General features: G+C 71.8%; 13 protein-coding genes and 1 pseudogene. 6 read left to right on the top strand and 8 right to left on the bottom strand.

The window, feature by feature from the left end:
* Positions 1-12: 12 nt before the first annotated feature.
* From ACIBN2_RS17300 to ACIBN2_RS17290, 3 genes are read right to left on the bottom strand one after another with little or no spacing between them, the layout of a single operon-like run.
* Positions 13-852, bottom strand: coding sequence for a carbohydrate ABC transporter permease (locus tag ACIBN2_RS17300; RefSeq protein WP_399135297.1), 840 nt, complete (start codon positions 850-852; stop codon positions 13-15).
* On the bottom strand, positions 849-1,844 hold the full coding sequence (locus ACIBN2_RS17295) for a carbohydrate ABC transporter permease (RefSeq protein ID WP_399135296.1): 996 nt from the start codon (positions 1,842-1,844) through the stop codon (positions 849-851). The genes ACIBN2_RS17300 and ACIBN2_RS17295 overlap by 4 nt, the downstream gene beginning before the upstream one ends.
* Before the next feature lie 10 nt (positions 1,845-1,854).
* Positions 1,855-3,168, bottom strand: a complete 1,314-nt coding sequence (locus ACIBN2_RS17290; RefSeq protein WP_399135294.1) for an ABC transporter substrate-binding protein — start codon at positions 3,166-3,168, stop codon at positions 1,855-1,857.
* Positions 3,169-3,423: 255 nt separating this feature from the next.
* On the opposite strand from ACIBN2_RS17290, the gene ACIBN2_RS17285 reads away from it, so the two are divergent.
* The 5 genes from ACIBN2_RS17285 to ACIBN2_RS17265 all read left to right on the top strand — a co-directional run bounded on the left by ACIBN2_RS17285 (position 3,424) and on the right by ACIBN2_RS17265 (position 10,519).
* Positions 3,424-4,476 carry a LacI family DNA-binding transcriptional regulator gene (locus ACIBN2_RS17285; protein ID WP_399135293.1) on the top strand — a complete coding sequence of 351 codons (1,053 nt, stop codon included), beginning with the start codon at positions 3,424-3,426 and terminating at the stop codon, positions 4,474-4,476.
* Positions 4,477-4,616: 140 nt separating this feature from the next.
* On the top strand, positions 4,617-7,793 hold the full coding sequence (locus ACIBN2_RS17280; protein ID WP_399135291.1) for a cytochrome P450: 3,177 nt from the start codon (positions 4,617-4,619) through the stop codon (positions 7,791-7,793).
* 24 nt (positions 7,794-7,817) lie between these two features.
* Positions 7,818-8,807, top strand: coding sequence for a phosphotransferase family protein (locus ACIBN2_RS17275; RefSeq protein ID WP_399135290.1), 990 nt, complete (start codon positions 7,818-7,820; stop codon positions 8,805-8,807).
* Between the two features lie 101 nt (positions 8,808-8,908).
* Positions 8,909-10,201, top strand: a complete 1,293-nt coding sequence (locus ACIBN2_RS17270) for an ROK family protein (protein WP_399135289.1) — start codon at positions 8,909-8,911, stop codon at positions 10,199-10,201.
* Between the two features lie 87 nt (positions 10,202-10,288).
* Entirely contained in the window at positions 10,289-10,519 is a 231-nt protein-coding gene (locus ACIBN2_RS17265) for a hypothetical protein (protein WP_399135287.1), read from the top strand.
* A 14-nt stretch (positions 10,520-10,533) separates the two neighbouring features.
* On the opposite strand, the gene ACIBN2_RS17260 is transcribed toward ACIBN2_RS17265, so the two are convergent.
* Positions 10,534-11,562 (bottom strand): SDR family oxidoreductase, encoded by a 1,029-nt coding sequence (locus ACIBN2_RS17260; protein ID WP_399135286.1) that lies wholly within the window; start codon positions 11,560-11,562, stop codon positions 10,534-10,536.
* 125 nt (positions 11,563-11,687) lie between these two features.
* Here ACIBN2_RS17260 and ACIBN2_RS17255 point away from each other — a divergent pair, with 125 nt between their 5' ends.
* The gene (locus ACIBN2_RS17255) at positions 11,688-12,341 is read left to right on the top strand and encodes a M15 family metallopeptidase (RefSeq protein WP_399135284.1); all 654 of its coding nucleotides are present in this window, start codon (positions 11,688-11,690) and stop codon (positions 12,339-12,341) included.
* Here the strand turns inward: ACIBN2_RS17255 and ACIBN2_RS17250 are convergent.
* From ACIBN2_RS17250 to ACIBN2_RS17235, 4 genes and pseudogenes are all read right to left on the bottom strand, one after another.
* Positions 12,338-13,300 (bottom strand): SDR family NAD(P)-dependent oxidoreductase, encoded by a 963-nt coding sequence (locus ACIBN2_RS17250; RefSeq protein WP_399135283.1) that lies wholly within the window; start codon positions 13,298-13,300, stop codon positions 12,338-12,340. The two genes, ACIBN2_RS17255 and ACIBN2_RS17250, sit on opposite strands and share 4 nt — an antisense overlap.
* 52 nt (positions 13,301-13,352) lie before the next feature.
* A complete protein-coding gene (locus ACIBN2_RS17245) occupies positions 13,353-14,015 on the bottom strand; it encodes an HAD family hydrolase (RefSeq protein WP_399135281.1) in 663 nt (220 codons plus the stop codon).
* A 36-nt stretch (positions 14,016-14,051) separates the two neighbouring features.
* Positions 14,052-15,089: a PHP domain-containing protein gene (locus ACIBN2_RS17240; RefSeq protein ID WP_399135280.1), complete on the bottom strand. Its 1,038-nt coding sequence runs from the start codon at positions 15,087-15,089 to the stop codon at positions 14,052-14,054.
* A gap of 142 nt (positions 15,090-15,231) precedes the next feature.
* Positions 15,232-15,330 (bottom strand): annotated as a pseudogene (locus ACIBN2_RS17235) (glycoside hydrolase family 16 protein); the annotation flags it as partial.

Here is a 15,330-nt window from a genome sequence, read left to right as displayed (position 1 = left end):
GGGCATACGGGACTACTTGGCGGCACCGGCCGTGAGGCCGGCGACGATCCGGCGCTGGAACAACAGCACCACGACGACGAGCGGCACGGTGACCAGGACACCGGCCGCCATCTGGCTGCCGAACGGCGTCTCGAACCGGGTCGCCCCGGCGAACTTGGAGATCGCGACGGGCGCCGTCTGGATGTCGGGCTTGTTCGTCATCGACAGGGCGATCAGGAACTCGTTCCAGGCCGCGATGAAGGTGATGATGGCGGTGGTGAAGATGCCGGGACCGGCCAGCGGGATGATGACGCGCCGGAACGCCTGGCCGCGGGTGCAGCCGTCGATCATGGCCGCGTGCTCCAGCTCCTCGGGCATCTGCCGGAAGAAGGCCGTCAGGTTCCACACCGCAAGCGGCAGGGTGAACGACATGCTGGGCACGATCATCGCCTGGTAGGTGTTGATCCACCCGAAACCGACGAACATCTTCAGCAGTGGCACCACGATCGACACCACGGGGAACATCGACGTGGCGATGATCAGCGTCAGCACGAACCGCTTGAAGCGGAACTCCAGCCGCGCCATCGCGTACGCCGTGAAGGTCGCCAGCAGCAGTGCGCAGACGGTGGTGGTACCGGCCACGACAAGGCTGTTGAGCAGCGCGCGGGTGAACGCCTCCGACGGGTCCAGGACCGCCCGGTAGTTCTCCAGCGAAATCCTGCTGGGGAAAAGGGAGTTGTCGAAGATGTCCGAGGTACGTCGCAGACTGGAGACCAGCATCCAGTAGAAGGGCGCCAGGCAGTAGGCGACGACCGCGGCGACCCCGAGCCAGAGCAGTGCCCTGCGCAGGGCCGGGTGCAGGGTGGTGGTCATGCGGCCGCCCCCTTACGCCGGTGCGGCACGAGATCGGCACCGAGCAGCCGGACGAACGCCAGCGCGATGAGGAAGACGTAGACGAAGAGGATCACCGCATAGGCGGCGGCCGGTCCGAACCGCACGTTCGCGGCCTGGTCCTGGGCGAGCATGGACAGCGTCTCCACGGAGGTCTTCTGCGCGCCGACGAGGATGTACGGCAGGTCGAACATGCGCAGCGCGTCGAGGGTCCTGAACAGCACGGCCACCAGCAGCGCCGGTTTGACCAGCGGCAGTGTGATGCTCCAGAACTGGCGCAGCACACCCGCCCCGTCCATCCGGGCCGCCTCGTAGACCTCCTTGGAGATCACCTGGAGACCGGCGAGCACGAGCAGTCCGATGAAGGGTGCCGTCTTCCACACATCGGCGATGATGACCGCGGCCTTGGCGTGGAAACCTTCGGTGGTCCACAGGATCTGACGGCCGATCAGCGTGTTGGCGATGCCTTCGCTGTTGAAGATCCAGCGCCAGAGCAGACCCGTGACGGCGGTGGGGATGGCCCACGGCACGAGGATCGAGGCGCGGACGACGGCGCGGCCGCGCAGCGCGCGATGCATGATCAGCGCCATCGCGATGCCCAGCACCGTCTCCAGGGCGACCGTGGTGACGGTCAGGAACGTCGTGTTCCAGAAGGCGTTCCAGAAGCGCTCGCCCGCCGCGCCGAAGATGCCGGTGTAGTTGCCGGCGCCGACGAACGGGTCGTGGTCGCGGACGAATCCGGTCCTCGGGTCGAGGCCGGGCGTGCCGTAGAACGAGTCCTTGATCGCCACGATCGTCGGGTAGAGCACGACGATCGCCAGGACCAGCAGGGTCGGCGAGACCAGGAGGGCGGCGAGTCCGGCCGAGCCGGAGGTGGCCGTGCGGCGTCTGCCCAGCGGGGCCGGGCCGGGCACCCTGGGCTCCCGTACCGTCGGCCGGTCGACGCTCCCGGGCGGGTTGTGTGTGGTCACCATGCGCGTCTCCTCACTTCCCCGCCGACTGCTGCCGCAGGTCCCGCTGAAGGTTCCGCAACGCGCTCGCGCTGCTCTCCGCACCGGTGATCGCGGCGAACGCCTCCCGCTGGACGGCCGCGGTGACGTCGCCGTAGCCGAAGACCCGGGGACGCGGCACCGCGTGCAGGATGGACCGCTGGAGGGTCGGGAGGTACGGATACCTCCTGACCAGCCGTGGGTCCTGGTACAGCGACCGGTACGTGGGCGCGGCCGGCGCGTAGGCGAGCGTGAAGCGCTGCGTTTCCCGGCTGGTGAAGAACCGGATGAAGTCGAGGGCGGTGGCCTTGTTCTTCGCCGAGGCCGACAGTGCGAGATTGTGGCCGCCCAGGCTGGAGGCGCCGGGCCCGTCGAGACCGGGCAGCGGAGCGACGGCGAACCGGCCGGCGACCCTGCTGGAGCCGTCCCTCTTGGCCGCCAGCGGATACATGTACGGCCACTGCCGCTCGAACACCAGCTTGCCGGACTGGAAGGCGCGGCGCGCGTCCTCCTCCTGATAGGTGGCGGCCTCCTTCGGGATGGTGCCGTCCTTGAAGGCGCCGGTCAGGAAGTCCAAACCCTTCCTGGCCGCAGGGGAGTCGAGGCGCGGGCGACCCTGCGCGTCCGTGATCACGCCGCCCGCGGAGTTCACCGCCTCGGCGAAGTTCACGGTCAGACCCTCGTACTTCTGGAACTGGCCCGCGTAACAGGACATGCCCTTTGCCGCCGGCAGTTCGCGCACCTTGGCGCAGTCCGCCTTCAACTCGGCCCAGGTGACGGGTGGTTGACCGATACCCGCCTGCTTCAGCAGGTCGGTCCGGTAGTAGAGCATGCCGCCGTCCGAGCTGGCGGGGACGGAGTACAGGCCGCCGCGGTACCTGCCGGTCGCCACGATCGGCTTGAGCATCTGGCCCAGCGGGAAGCGGTCCTCAGGCAGCCGGTCGACCCAACGGTGCGCCGCGAACTCGGAGTTCCACACGACGTCGAGGGAGAGCACGGTGAAGGCGTCCGACCTCGTGGCCGCGTTCTGGATCATCTGCTGCCGCTGGGCGTCCGGGTCGGTGGGCAGTTGCACGAAGGTGGCCCTCTCCTCGGGGTGCAGCCTGTTCCAGCGGTCGAGCACCGCCTGCACCGTGCCGGTGTTGTCCGCGCCGGCGACGTAGGTGATGGGCCCCCGCCCCTCGAAGGAGGTGCGGCCGCCCGGCCCGCTCGACACCGAGCCGCCGCCGGAGCCGCAGGCGGCCAGGGCGGCCAGCCCCGCACACAAGGCACCGGAGCGCCGCAACGCTCTGGTCGTTCTGATCTTCAATGGCGCTCCCAGGTCGGGTGAAACATGGTTCGTGGTTGCGCTGTCATGGCGATTGCAATGACGTTTATGCAGTTCAGAGCATCGGATAATCGCTTGTGGGAAGAAGCCTCGTGCTCGTCCGTGGTCCTTGTGGGACAACGCTTGCAAGCTAGGAGGGCCGGATGTCGCACGTCAATGCGTTACGCGCCGGTAATCAGTTGACAGCGCTGTCATGCAGGCCTGTGGATTCGTGCACGCTTGTGCTAACGTCCGCCCATGCCAGCAGCCCAACGGCACCCCACGATGGCCGACGTCGCCGAACGGGCCGGGGTCTCCGCATCCACCGTCTCGCGCACCCTGCGGGGACTGTCGAACGTGTCGCCGGACGTCCGCGTGCGTGTGGAGAAGGCCGCGCGGGAGCTGAACTTCTCGGTGTCCCGGCACGCTTCGAGCCTGGTGACCGGCAGGACCGGCGTCGTGGCGGTGCTCGTGCCCACGCTCAACTCGTGGTTCATGGGCTCGGCCCTGTCCAGCCTGGGCCCGCTGCTGCGCGCGGCGGACATGGAGCTCGCCGTCTACGTCATACCCGACCTGGCCGAGCGCGCCGCGTTCTTCGAGCAGCTCCCGGCCCGCCGCAACGCCGACGCACTGCTGGTCTTCTGCTTCGACCTCACCGACGAGGAGTGCACCCGGCTCGACGACCTGGGCATGCCGGTCGTCTACGTCAGCCAGCACGCGAGCGGCCGGCCCAGTGTCTACGTCGACGACGTGGCCGGGGCCCGCAACGGCACCCGGCACCTGCTCAACCTGGGGCACCGCAGGATCGCCTTCGTGCAGGCCCAGGGCGCCAGCGGCTTCTCCTTCAGCTCGCACGGGCGGCTGCTCGGCTATCAGCAGGCGCTCGCCGAGGCGGACGTACCCCCGGACGACTCCCTCGTGGTGGCCGCTCCGCCCGAGGACAAGCGGGCCGTCGTCGAGGCGATCGGCACGCTGCTGAGCCTGCGCGAGCCGCCCACCGCCGTCTTCGCCGAACAGGACGAGCTCGCCGCCTCGCTCATCCGGGCCCTGCGCCGGTCCAGGATCGAGGTGCCCGAGCGGATGTCCGTCCTGGGCTTCGACGACCAGCCGGTGGCCGAGTGGTTCGATCTGTCCACCGTGGCCCAGTCGCCGTCCGAGATGGGACGGGTGGTCGGCGAACTGGTCCTGGAACTGCTCAACGACCCGGACGCCGACCCCAAGCGGCACGTGGTGCTGCCGACCGTCCTGATCCCGCGGGCCACCACCGCTCCGGCACCCGGACCCCTCACGGACGGCGCGAATCCGGAGTGAGGCGTACACCGGGGACTTGTGCAAGTCCCCGGGGGCGTTCTTGACTACACGATCATGTAGTGCGACGGCGCGGACGGCTCGGTCCGCTCGACCAACCTTGAACGCAGTACTTCCGTACCGCGAAAGGCAGTTGTCGCGCCATGCCCCCCACCGTGCTGCACCCCCACACCGCAGACACCCTCCCCGGCGTCCCCGTCGTCGACATCAGCGCCACCGGACCCGGCCGCACCCCCATCCAGCAGGTCATGCAGCTGATGCGCGAGCACGGCCCGGTGCTCGTACGGCGGCTGTACGGACGGGACGCGTTCTTCGTCGCCGACTTCGACCTGGTGGCCGACCTCGCCGACGAGCGGCGGTTCGCCAAGCACGTCGGTCCGGCGCTGGAGAACGTCCGCGAGTTCGCCGCCGACGGCCTGTTCACCGCGTACAACGACGAGCCCAACTGGGCCCGGGCGCACGACATCCTGATGCCCGCCTTCGCACTCGGCTCGATGCGCACCTACCACCCACTGATGCTGAAGGTGGCGCGCCGGCTCATCGACTCCTGGGACCGCGCCGCCCACGCCGGGCAGCCGGTCGACGTGCCCGAGGACATGACCCGGATGACTCTCGACACGATCGGACTCGCCGGATTCGGCTACGACTTCGGCTCCTTCGAGCGCTCGGAACCCCATCCCTTCGTCGAGTCGATGGTCCGCTGCCTGGAGTGGAGCATGAACCGCCTCGCCCGCACCCCGGGCCGGGATCACTCGGCCGCCGACGCCGCCTTCCGGGACGACGCCGCCTACCTCGCCCAGGTCGTCGACGACGTCATCTCGGCCCGCGCGGGCGCCGACCAGGCCGGGTCCGCGGACCTGCTGGGGCTGATGCTCACCGCCGAGCACCCCGCCGACGGCAGCACCCTGGACGCCGCCAACATCCGCAACCAGGTCATCACCTTCCTGATCGCCGGTCACGAGACGACCTCCGGCGCGATGTCCTTCGCCCTCTACTTCCTCGCCAAGCACCCGACCGCGCTCCAGCTCGTGCGGCGCGAGGTCGACGCGCTGTGGGGCGACCGGAGCGATCCCGAACCCACCTACGACGACATCGGCAGGCTGACGTACACCCGCCAGGTGCTCAACGAGGCGCTGCGGCTGTGGCCTACGGCCGCCGCGTTCAGCCGTCACGCCCGCACGGACACGCTGCTCGGCGGACGCGTCCCGCTGCGCGCCGGACAGGCCGTCACCGTGCTCGCCCCGATGCTGCACCGCCAGCCCGTCTGGGGCGACAACCCCGAGCTGTTCGACCCCTCCCGGTTCACCGCCGAGGCGGAGGCGGCGCGGCCGGTGCACGCCTTCAAGCCGTTCGGGACCGGTGAACGCGCCTGCATCGGGCGGCAGTTCGCGCTCCACGAGGCAACCATGCTGCTGGCCATGCTCATTCACCGCTACCGGCTGCACGACCACGCCGACTACAGGCTCACCGTGAAGGAGACGCTCACCCTCAAGCCGGACGGCTTCACCCTGACCCTCACGCCACGCACCGCCGCCGACCGCGAGCACGTCGCCCTCCCCGGGGGCCGGCCGGCCGAAACGGCCGCTGACCGCGACCCGCACGCTCTTCCCGCCCGGGTCCGTCCGGGCACCGAAGTCCTCGTGCTGCACGGCAGCAACTACGGCACCTGCCGTGAGTTCGCCGCCGGACTCGCCGACACTGCCGCCGCGATCGGCTGCGCGACCGAGGTCGCACCCCTGGACGCCTACGCCGGAGGACTGCCGGCCGACCGCCCCGTCGTCGTCACCGCCGCCTCCTACAACGGACGCCCCACCGACGACTCCGCCGCGTTCGCCGCGTGGCTGGAGGCCGATCACGACCTGAGGGGCGTGAGTTACGCCGTCCTCGGTGTCGGCGACCGCAACTGGGCCGCCACCTACCAGCAGGTCCCGACCCGGATCGACGACCGCCTCGCCGCGCTCGGCGCCACCCGTCTCGTCGACCGCGCCGCCGCCGATGCCTCGGGCGATCTGACCGGCGCGGTAAGGGAGTTCACGGCCCGGCTGCGCACGGCCCTCCTCGAACGCTACGGCGACCCGGAGGCCACCGCCCGGGCCGCAGACGAGCCGAGCACGGCGTACGAGGTCCGCACCCTGACCGGCGGCCCCGTGGACGCTCTCGCCGAGCGGCACGGACTGGTCCCCATGACGGTCACCGAGGCGTACGACCTCACCGCGCCGGACCACCCGCGCCGCAAGCGCTTCGTCCGCGTCGCGCTCCCGGACGGCACCGACTACCGCACGGCCGACCACCTCACCGTGCTGCCCGCCAACTCCCCGGAACTGGCCGGCCGCGCCGCCACCGCCCTCGGTGCCGACCCCGGCACCGTCCTGGACATCCGGCCCACCCGCCCGCGCCGCGACGGCCTCGCGGTCGACCGGCCCTTGACGGTACGTCAACTCTTGACCCACCAGGTCGAGTTGCAGGAGCGACCGACCGCCGCCCAGCTGGCCGCCCTCGCCGCCGCCAACCCCTGCCCGCCCGAGCGTGCGGCCCTGGCGGCCCTCACCGGCGACGACCCGCGCACCCTCGTCGAGGTCATCGAGGACCATCCGGCGCTGCGCGAGGCCCTCGACTGGCCGCAGCTCCTGGAGATCCTCACCCCGCTGCGCCCCCGCCACTACTCCATCTCCTCCTCACCCGCCGTCGACCCCGGCCACGCTGACCTCATGGTGTCGCTGCTGGAGGCGCCCGCCCGCTCGGGCAAGGGGACGTACCGGGGGACGGGCTCCGGCCACCTGGCGGGCCTCGCCCCCGGTGACACGGTGTACGCCCGCGTCCAGCCGTGCCGCGAGGCGTTCCGCATCGACACGCTCGACGCCTCGGCCCCCGTCATCATGATCGCGGCCGGCACCGGCCTCGCCCCCTTCCGGGGAGCCGTCGCCGACCGCACCGCGGCCCTAGTCACCGGCGCCGAACTCGCGCCGGCGCTCTGCTACTTCGGCTGCGACGCACCCGACGCGGACTTCCTGCACGCCGAGGAGCTGTACGCCGCCGAGGCCGCGGGAGCCGTCTCGCTCCGCCCCGCGTTCAGCACCGCGGGCACGTTCGTGCAGCACCGCCTCGCCGCCGAGGCCGACGAGGTGTGGGGGCTGCTCGGCGCCGGGGCCCGGGTGTACGTCTGCGGCGACGGTTCGCGAATGGCGCCCGGAGTGCGGGACACCTTCCGTACCCTGTACCGGGATCGCATGCCGGGCACGGACGCGGCGGCAGCCGGGGAGTGGCTGGACGTGTTGATCGCGGACGGGCGTTACGTCGAGGACGTGTACGCGGCCGGCTGAGCGCTGGGGAAGGGTGGGCGGACGGTGGTGGACTCCTGGGAACGGGCCCGGCGCATCCTGGAGGGCTCGAAGATCCCTCCCGACCGCCTCGCCCACCTGCGCCCCCTGGACGGCGGCACGTACAACATGGTCGAGGAACTCCGGCTCACCGACGGCAGCCGCTACGTGTTGAAGCTCGCGCCGGACACCCCCGGGCTGAGCTACGAGAAGCAACTGCTGGTCTCCGAGGCCGAGTTCTACCGCTGCGCAGTCGAGGCCGACGTACCCGCGCCGCGTCTCGTCTCCCTCGGTGGCGACACCGACGGACGCCATCTGCTGATGACGGCGTGTCCGGGCGACGCGTGGGGCTCCTGGCTCACCGATGCCCAGCAGGCCGGCCTGCGCACGGAGTTGGGCCTACAGGTGGCACGGCTGCACCGGGTGACCGGACCGGCCTTCGGCTATCCGTCCGGGGCGCTCGGCCTGCTGTCCCGCGACTGGCGGACCGCCTTCACCGGGATGATCGACGCCGTCCTCGACGACGCCCGCCACTACCAGGCCCGGCTGCCCCGCTCCGCCGACGAGGTGGCCCGTACCGTCCGGGCCGCGTACCCCGCGCTCGACGAGGTCACGACGCCGAGCCTCGTCCACTTCGACCTCTGGCAGGGCAACATCCTGGTCGACCGCTCGGCGGGGGAGGTCCGGATCGGCGGGCTCATCGACGGCGAGCGCATGTTCTGGGGCGATCCGCTGGCCGACTTCGTCTCGCTGGCGCTGCTGGGGGACATCAAGAAGGACGAGTCCTTCCTCGCGGGCTACCGGGAGGCAGGCGGACGGGCCGAGTTCGACACCCCGGCGCTGCTGCGCCTCGCGCTCTACCGCGCCTACCTCTACCTGATCATGCTCACCGAGACGATCCCGCGCGAGGCCGGCGAGGAGCACGACCGCTGGGTCCAGGACGTGGTCGCTCCCGAACTCGTCGCGGCCCTCGACGAGATCGAGGACACGACCATGTCCGGATGGCGTGTGTCCTGAGCGCGTCTTAGCTCACAGCGTGAACTAAGGGTAGGAGAAAGTCGCGCCAGGCCCGCACTCAGAGGTATGTTGCAGGTCGAACAGGGTGCGAAGGGAGCCACATGGCTGCGGGGCGGAACGGACGCACGGTACGCGACCTCAGGCGGGCGAACCGCACGGTCGTGCTGCAGCGGCTCTACTTCGACGGGCCCCTCAGCCGCTTCGAACTCGGCCCGGCGACCGGCCTCAGCTCCGGTTCGGTCAGCAACGTCGTCGCGGACCTCGTCGCCGACGGCCTGGTGGAGGAGGCCGGCAGCGTCGACTCCGACGGCGGCCGCCCGCGCACGCTGCTGCGCGTGGCACCCGCCAGCGGCCACATGATCGGCGTCGACGTCGGCGAGACCCGGGTGCGGATCGAGCTGTTCGACCTGACCCTCACCGAACTCGCCCGCGCCGAGCGGCCCCTGGAGCAGCAGCGCTACGAGGTCGAGGTCATCGTCGGCCACATCCGCGACGGCATCGCCGAGGTCCTCGCCGAGGCCGGCATCGCCCCCGAGCGGCTGCTCGGCGTAGGCATCGGCGTCCCGGGCATCGTGGAGCGCACCCCCGATCGCGGCGCCGTCGTCCACGGCCAGACCATCGGCTGGGACGCCGTCCCGCTGGAGCACCTGCTGCGCTCCACCTCGCAACTGCCCGACGCGGTTCCGTACGTCATCGACAACGGCGCCAAGACGCTCGGCCAGGCCGAGATGTGGTTCGGCGGCGGGCGCGGGGCGCGCAACGCGGTCGTCGTGCTGTTCGGCTCCGGTGTGGGCGCCTGCCTGGTCACCCCGGAGGTGGAGCACGGCCGGGCGGTCGAGTGGGGGCATCTGACCGTACGGGTCAGGGGGCGCCGGTGCCGGTGCGGTGCCCTCGGCTGCCTGGAGGCGTACGCGGGCGCGGAGTCCCTGCTGGAGCGCTGGCGGGAGGAGGGCGGGCAGCCGCCGGAGGGCGTCGACGAGGAGACGGCCCTGACGGCGATGCTGGCCGCGGCGTATCCCCAGGCCGGGGCGGAGGCGGATCCGGTGGCGCTGGCCGTGCTGGAGGAGACCGCCGAGTACCTCGGTGCCGGGCTGTCCGATCTGATCAACCTCTTCCAGCCCGAGCGGATTCTCATCGGCGGATGGGCCGGGCTTCAGCTGGGTGCGCGGTTCCTGCCGGCCGTACGCCGGCATGCGGCGTCGTACGCGCTGCGGCATCCGGCGGAGAAGGTCACCGTCGAGCTCGGGCGGCTGGGGCCGGACGCGGTGACCGTCGGAGCGGCGATCCTGCCGTTGGCCGACTTCTTCGCTCGTGGCGGGCGCCGGCCGGAGCCTGCTCCCGAGGGGCCGGCGCCGGCCTGGCGGACGGCGTTGCAGGAGAGGGCGCCCCACTAGAGGCCTCGCGTTGCGCGCCGAGTTGCGGGTTTTGGTGGCTGACCTGGAGGTACTCGCGGAGCGCTCTACTACGTGAAGGGAGACGTCGTGGCCGACAGGCATGAGACTGGTCAGGACGGCGAGCCCGTGCCGCGGGATCTGCCGGATCAGCTGGTTCGAGAGGGCGAGGACCCGCTGGACATCCCGCTGCCGCCCGGTGAGGAGGAGGCGGACGGGGAGGTGCCGGACACCGACGAGGCCGGCACGGGGCGTCAGGACGGGCCGCGTTCGGCGACCGTCCATCCTGAGCACCCGTCCCCGGACGAGTCGACCGCCTGACCGGGACGGCGCGTTCAGCCCACCTTGCGGCCCTTCATCGGCTCGGTGCGGGCTCCCTCGCCCCGTTGCAGGCCCTGCAGGAACTCCTCCAGCACCTCGGTCGCCGCGTTGTCCGGGCGCCAGCCCAGCTCCACGCGTGCGCGGGTGCAGTCCATCAGGGGCAGGCGGAGCACCGCGTCGAACAGGTGCGGTGAGGCGGGCAGCAGGTGCAGGCCCCAGGCGGCGGCGATCGCCGAGCGGGCGGCGGCGCGGGGGAGCCGTACCGGGCGCGTGCCGAGCATCTCGCCGAGCAGCTCGGCGTCGACCGGAGGATCGGCCGCGAGGTTGAAGGCGCCGCGCACCTCGGAGCTCAGTGCGAGGATGTACGCCTTGGCCGCGTCGTCGGTGTGCAGGGCCTGGACCCGGAGGCCGGGGATGTCGGGGAGGAAGGGCAGCAGCTCCGGACGGGCCAGCGGGCCCGGCAGGAAGCGGCCGCCGAAGATCCGGCGCTGCTCGCTCGCCGACTCCCGCTTGAACAGGAACGCGGGCCGCATCCGGACCACCCGCACCTCGGGATGCTCACGCTCGAACGTGTCCAGGGCACGCTCCAGATACGCCTTCTCCCGGCAGTACGCGGCGTCCGGCCAGCCGTGCGTGGGCCACGACTCGTCCACCGTGCGGTTCTTCGGGCCGGGCGAGTACGCGCCGACCGATGAGGCGTGCACCAGCGTCGGCACCCGGGCCGCCGCCACCGCCTCGAAGACCCGGATGCTCCCGAGCACGTTCGTGCGCCAGGTCGCCGCCGGGTCGTGCGTCGGCTGGAACGCCCACGCCAGATGGATCACCGCGTCGGCGTCCGCGAAGGTGCCGGCCAGATCCGACCGCTCCGACGAGATGTCCACCGGGGACCACTCCGTCCGCGCCGGCGACCAGTCGGGAATCCGCCGAGCCAGCCCGAGGACGGACCCGACCTGGGAATCCTCGGAAAGCTGCCGCACCACACTGGTGCCCACATTGCCGGTGGCGCCCGTGACCACGATTCTGCTGCCTGTTGCGCTGCTCACCTTCGACTCCTTCCGACCACCCGATCCCGCCCTCCGGCCCCCCGCCGGAGGCGAGCAGACCGAGTACCCCGGGGGACGGGGAGACACGCGGACCGCCCTGCGGGCGGCCGGGAGATCATCAGGCCATGAGCGAGATCATTCTGATGTCGGACACCCGCGTGGCCGCGATACCCGTGCGGGAGAGCGGTGAGCCCGTGGTCGACGTACGAGAGGTACTGCTGGTCGACGACCGCAAGCACGCGGACTCCCACGGGGCGGAGGTGCACCTGCGCCGCGGCGTCCTGGACCGTCTCGTCGCCGCGCAGGCCCGGCTGCCGCGGGGCCTGCGCCTGCTGTTCGTCGAGGGGTACCGGCCGCCGGCCCTGCAGCGTTCGTACTTCGACAGGTACGCCGCCGAACTGCGCGCGAAGCATCCCCGGTGGCCCGCCGACCGCATCCGGGCCGCCGCCGCCCGCTACGTCTCCCCACCCGAGATCGCCCCGCACACCGCCGGAGCGGCCGTCGACCTCACGCTCGCCGATGCCGCCGGCCGCGAGCTAGACCTGGGCACGCCGATGAACGCCGACCCCGAGCGGAGCGACGGCGCCTGCTACACGGACGCCGCGAACATCTCCGCCGAGGCCCGGGCCAACCGCGAGCTGCTGGGCCGGGCCCTCGGCGCGGCCGGCCTCGTCAACTACCCGACGGAGTGGTGGCACTGGTCGTACGGCGATCGCTACTGGGCCCTCATGACAGGCGCACCGGCCGCCCTGTACGGACCGAGCGAGCTCACCTCCTAACCGGCGAAGGCGTTCACGCCCGTGAGCTCCGCCGACAGGTCCCACAGACGGGCCGCCTGCTCGGGGTCGACGGCCCATGGCTTGACGCCCGAGGGCTGGGCGTCGTCCGTTGCCGGCTCGGCGATGTCGCAGTCCTCCAGGTAGACGCCGCCGAGGCCGTCCAGCTGCGGGGAGGTGGCCGCCCAGACCTGGGTGGCCGCGCCCTGCTGCGGGGTCTTGAAGCCCTGGGGGTTGAGCACGTTGCCGGCCTCGTCGATCCAGCCGCGCTCGATCATCTCCTCCTTGGGGATGTGCCGCTGGAGCGGCGTGATGATGCCGCCGGGGTGGAGGGAGAAGGCGCGCACGCCGGCGTCGCGGCCGAGCTTGTCGAGGTGGACGGCGAACAGGACGTTCGCGGTCTTGGCCTGGCCGTAGGCCTGCCATTTGTCGTAGTCCCGCGTCCACTGGACGTCGTCCCAGCGCATGCCCGAGAAGTGGTGGGCGCGGGACGAGACGGAGACGATCCGGGCGCCGCCCGGCGCGACGGCCGGCCACAGGCGGTTGACCAGGGCGAAGTGGCCGAGGTGGTTGGTGGCGAACTGCGCCTCCCAGCCGGGCCCCACCCGCGTCTCCGGACAGGCCATGATCCCGGCACTGTCGATCATGATGTCGACCGTCCGCCCGGAGGCGAGGAACCGCTCGGCGAAGCCCCGCACGCTCTCCAGGTCACCGAGGTCCAGCTCGTCCACCTCGACGTCGCTCACCCCGGCCAGCGCCTCCTCGGCGGTGGAACGGCGCCGGGCCGGGACCATGACGTGGGCGCCCGCCTCGGTGAGCGCGCGGGTGGTCTCCAGGCCGATGCCCGAGTAGCCCCCGGTGACGATCGCGAGCCTGCCGGTCAGGTCGACGCCCGCCAGGACGTCGTCGGCGGTGCTGGTGGCGCCGAAGCCGGAACCGATCTTGTGCTGTGCAGTGGTCATGCCGAGAACGCTACGAATTCGAGTGCTCTCGAAGTCAAGTGGAACCCGCGGGTCACCGCTCCCCGAAGGGGCTCTCCGCGAGGCAGGCGAGGAGGTGGGCCGGGTCGTCGTACACGGCCGACGCGCCCGCCTCCTCCAGGTCCGCCCGCGGAATCCCGCCGCACAGCACGCCCACGCAGCGCACCCCGGCCCGGCTGCCCGCCCGCATGTCCCACACCGTGTCCCCGACGAGGACCGCCCGGTCCGCCGGCACCCCCGCCAGCTCCAGGGCCTGCTCGACGGGCTCCGGTGCCGGCTTGCCCTGCTCGACGTCGTCGGCGCTCGCGGTGGCGACGATCGCGTCGTCGGCGGCGATGGCGCGGCGCAGCGCGGAGAGCTCGGGGCCGCTCGCGGACGTCGCGAGCACCACCTTCCAGCCCTCGTGGTCCAGGCGGCGCAGCAGCCGTCCGGCGTCCTGCAGCGCGGGCAGCCGGTCGAAGTACTGGCCGTACAACGCCTTGTGCGCGGCGCTGAGTTCGGCGTCCTGCTCCTTCTTGCGCCCCTCGCCGAGCAGCCGGGCGACGAGGTCCTCGGAGCCGAGGCCGATGGCCCGGTGGATGGAGTGCATCGGTACCGTGCGGCCCGCCTGGCGGAAGGCTTCCCACCAGGTCACCACGTGCAGATGGTTGGTGTCGACGAGAGTCCCGTCGACATCGAAGACGGCCGCCCGGTCCATGCGTGCTCCCTTGCTCGGTCCTGCACGAGTACCACGTCAGGGGCCTGCCACTCCCTTGGGAGTGCGTCGCTCGCGGGTCCAGGCCAGCAGGTCGTCCAGGGGCCAGGCGTTCACCACGCGCCCGGCGGGCACCCCGCACTCCTCGGCGCGGGCGCAGCCGTTGATCTGCCAGTCCAGCTGGCCGGGCGCGTGCGCGTCCGTGTCGATCGAGAACAGCACCCCGGCGTCCACCGCACGGCGCAGCAGCCGCCGCGGCGGGTCGAGCCGCTCGGGGCGGCTGTTGATCTCCAGGGCGGTGCCGGTCTCGGCGCAGGCGGCGAACACCTCGTCCGCGTCGAACTCCGACTCGGGCCGCCCCCGACCGGTCACCAGGCGCCCGGTGCAGTGACCGAGGACGTCCGAGTGCGGATCGCGTACGGCGGCCACCATGCGGCGGGTCATGGAGCGGGCGTCCATGCGCAGTTTGGAGTGCACGGACACCACCACGACGTCGAGACGCTCCAGCAGCTCCGGTTCCTGGTCGAGCGAGCCGTCGTCGAGGATGTCGCACTCGATGCCGGTCAGCAGCCGGAAGGGTGCCCACGTCGCGTTCAGCTCAGCCACCACGTCCAGTTGCTCCCGCAGCCGCTCCGGCGACAGGCCGCGCGCGACCGTCAGCCGCGGGGAGTGGTCCGTCAGCACCGCCCACTCGTGCCCGAGCGCCGCCGCGGCCCGGCCCATCTCCTCGATCGGGCTGCCCCCGTCCGACCAGTCCGAGTGCAGATGGCAGTCCCCGCGCAGCAGCGCCCGCAGCTCGGCGCCGGCCCCGGTGCGCGGCTCGCCGGCCTCGTCCTCCAGCTTCTGCAGATAGCCGGGCACCTCGTCGGCCAGCGCCTCGCGCACCACCTGTGCCGTCTTCGGGCCGACGCCCTTGAGCGACTCCAGCGAACCGTCGGCCGCACGCCTGCGGACCTCGTCCGCGGGCAGCGACGCCAGCACGCGGGACGCCGTGCGGAAGGCGCGGACGCGGTACGTCGGCGCCAGGGACCGCTCCAGCAGGAAGGCGATCCGGTCCAGTGCCTCGAGGGGATCCATGCTGACCTCCACCACCAGGGTTCCCCAGGGGCGGGCGGACCGCACCGCGTGGTGGATCGATCGGGCGGAGGCGGGTCCGGACGCGGCATGGAAAGCCGAGCGGCACCGGCTGAGTGCCGCTCGGCATGCGGGGGTCGGGTCAGCTCGTCGTGACGGAGACGGAGTCGACGACGAGTTGCTGGGGGAAGGTGGTGGTGGTGTCGGGGTCGCCGGGCCAGTAGCCGCCGACGGCGAGGTTGAG

It is taken from the genome of Streptomyces sp. NPDC050534, from assembly GCF_044457745.1.
Taxonomy (GTDB): domain Bacteria; phylum Actinomycetota; class Actinomycetes; order Streptomycetales; family Streptomycetaceae; genus Streptomyces.
Note: the sequence above shows the minus strand (reverse complement) of the source record. Positions and strands in the feature narration are given on the sequence as shown.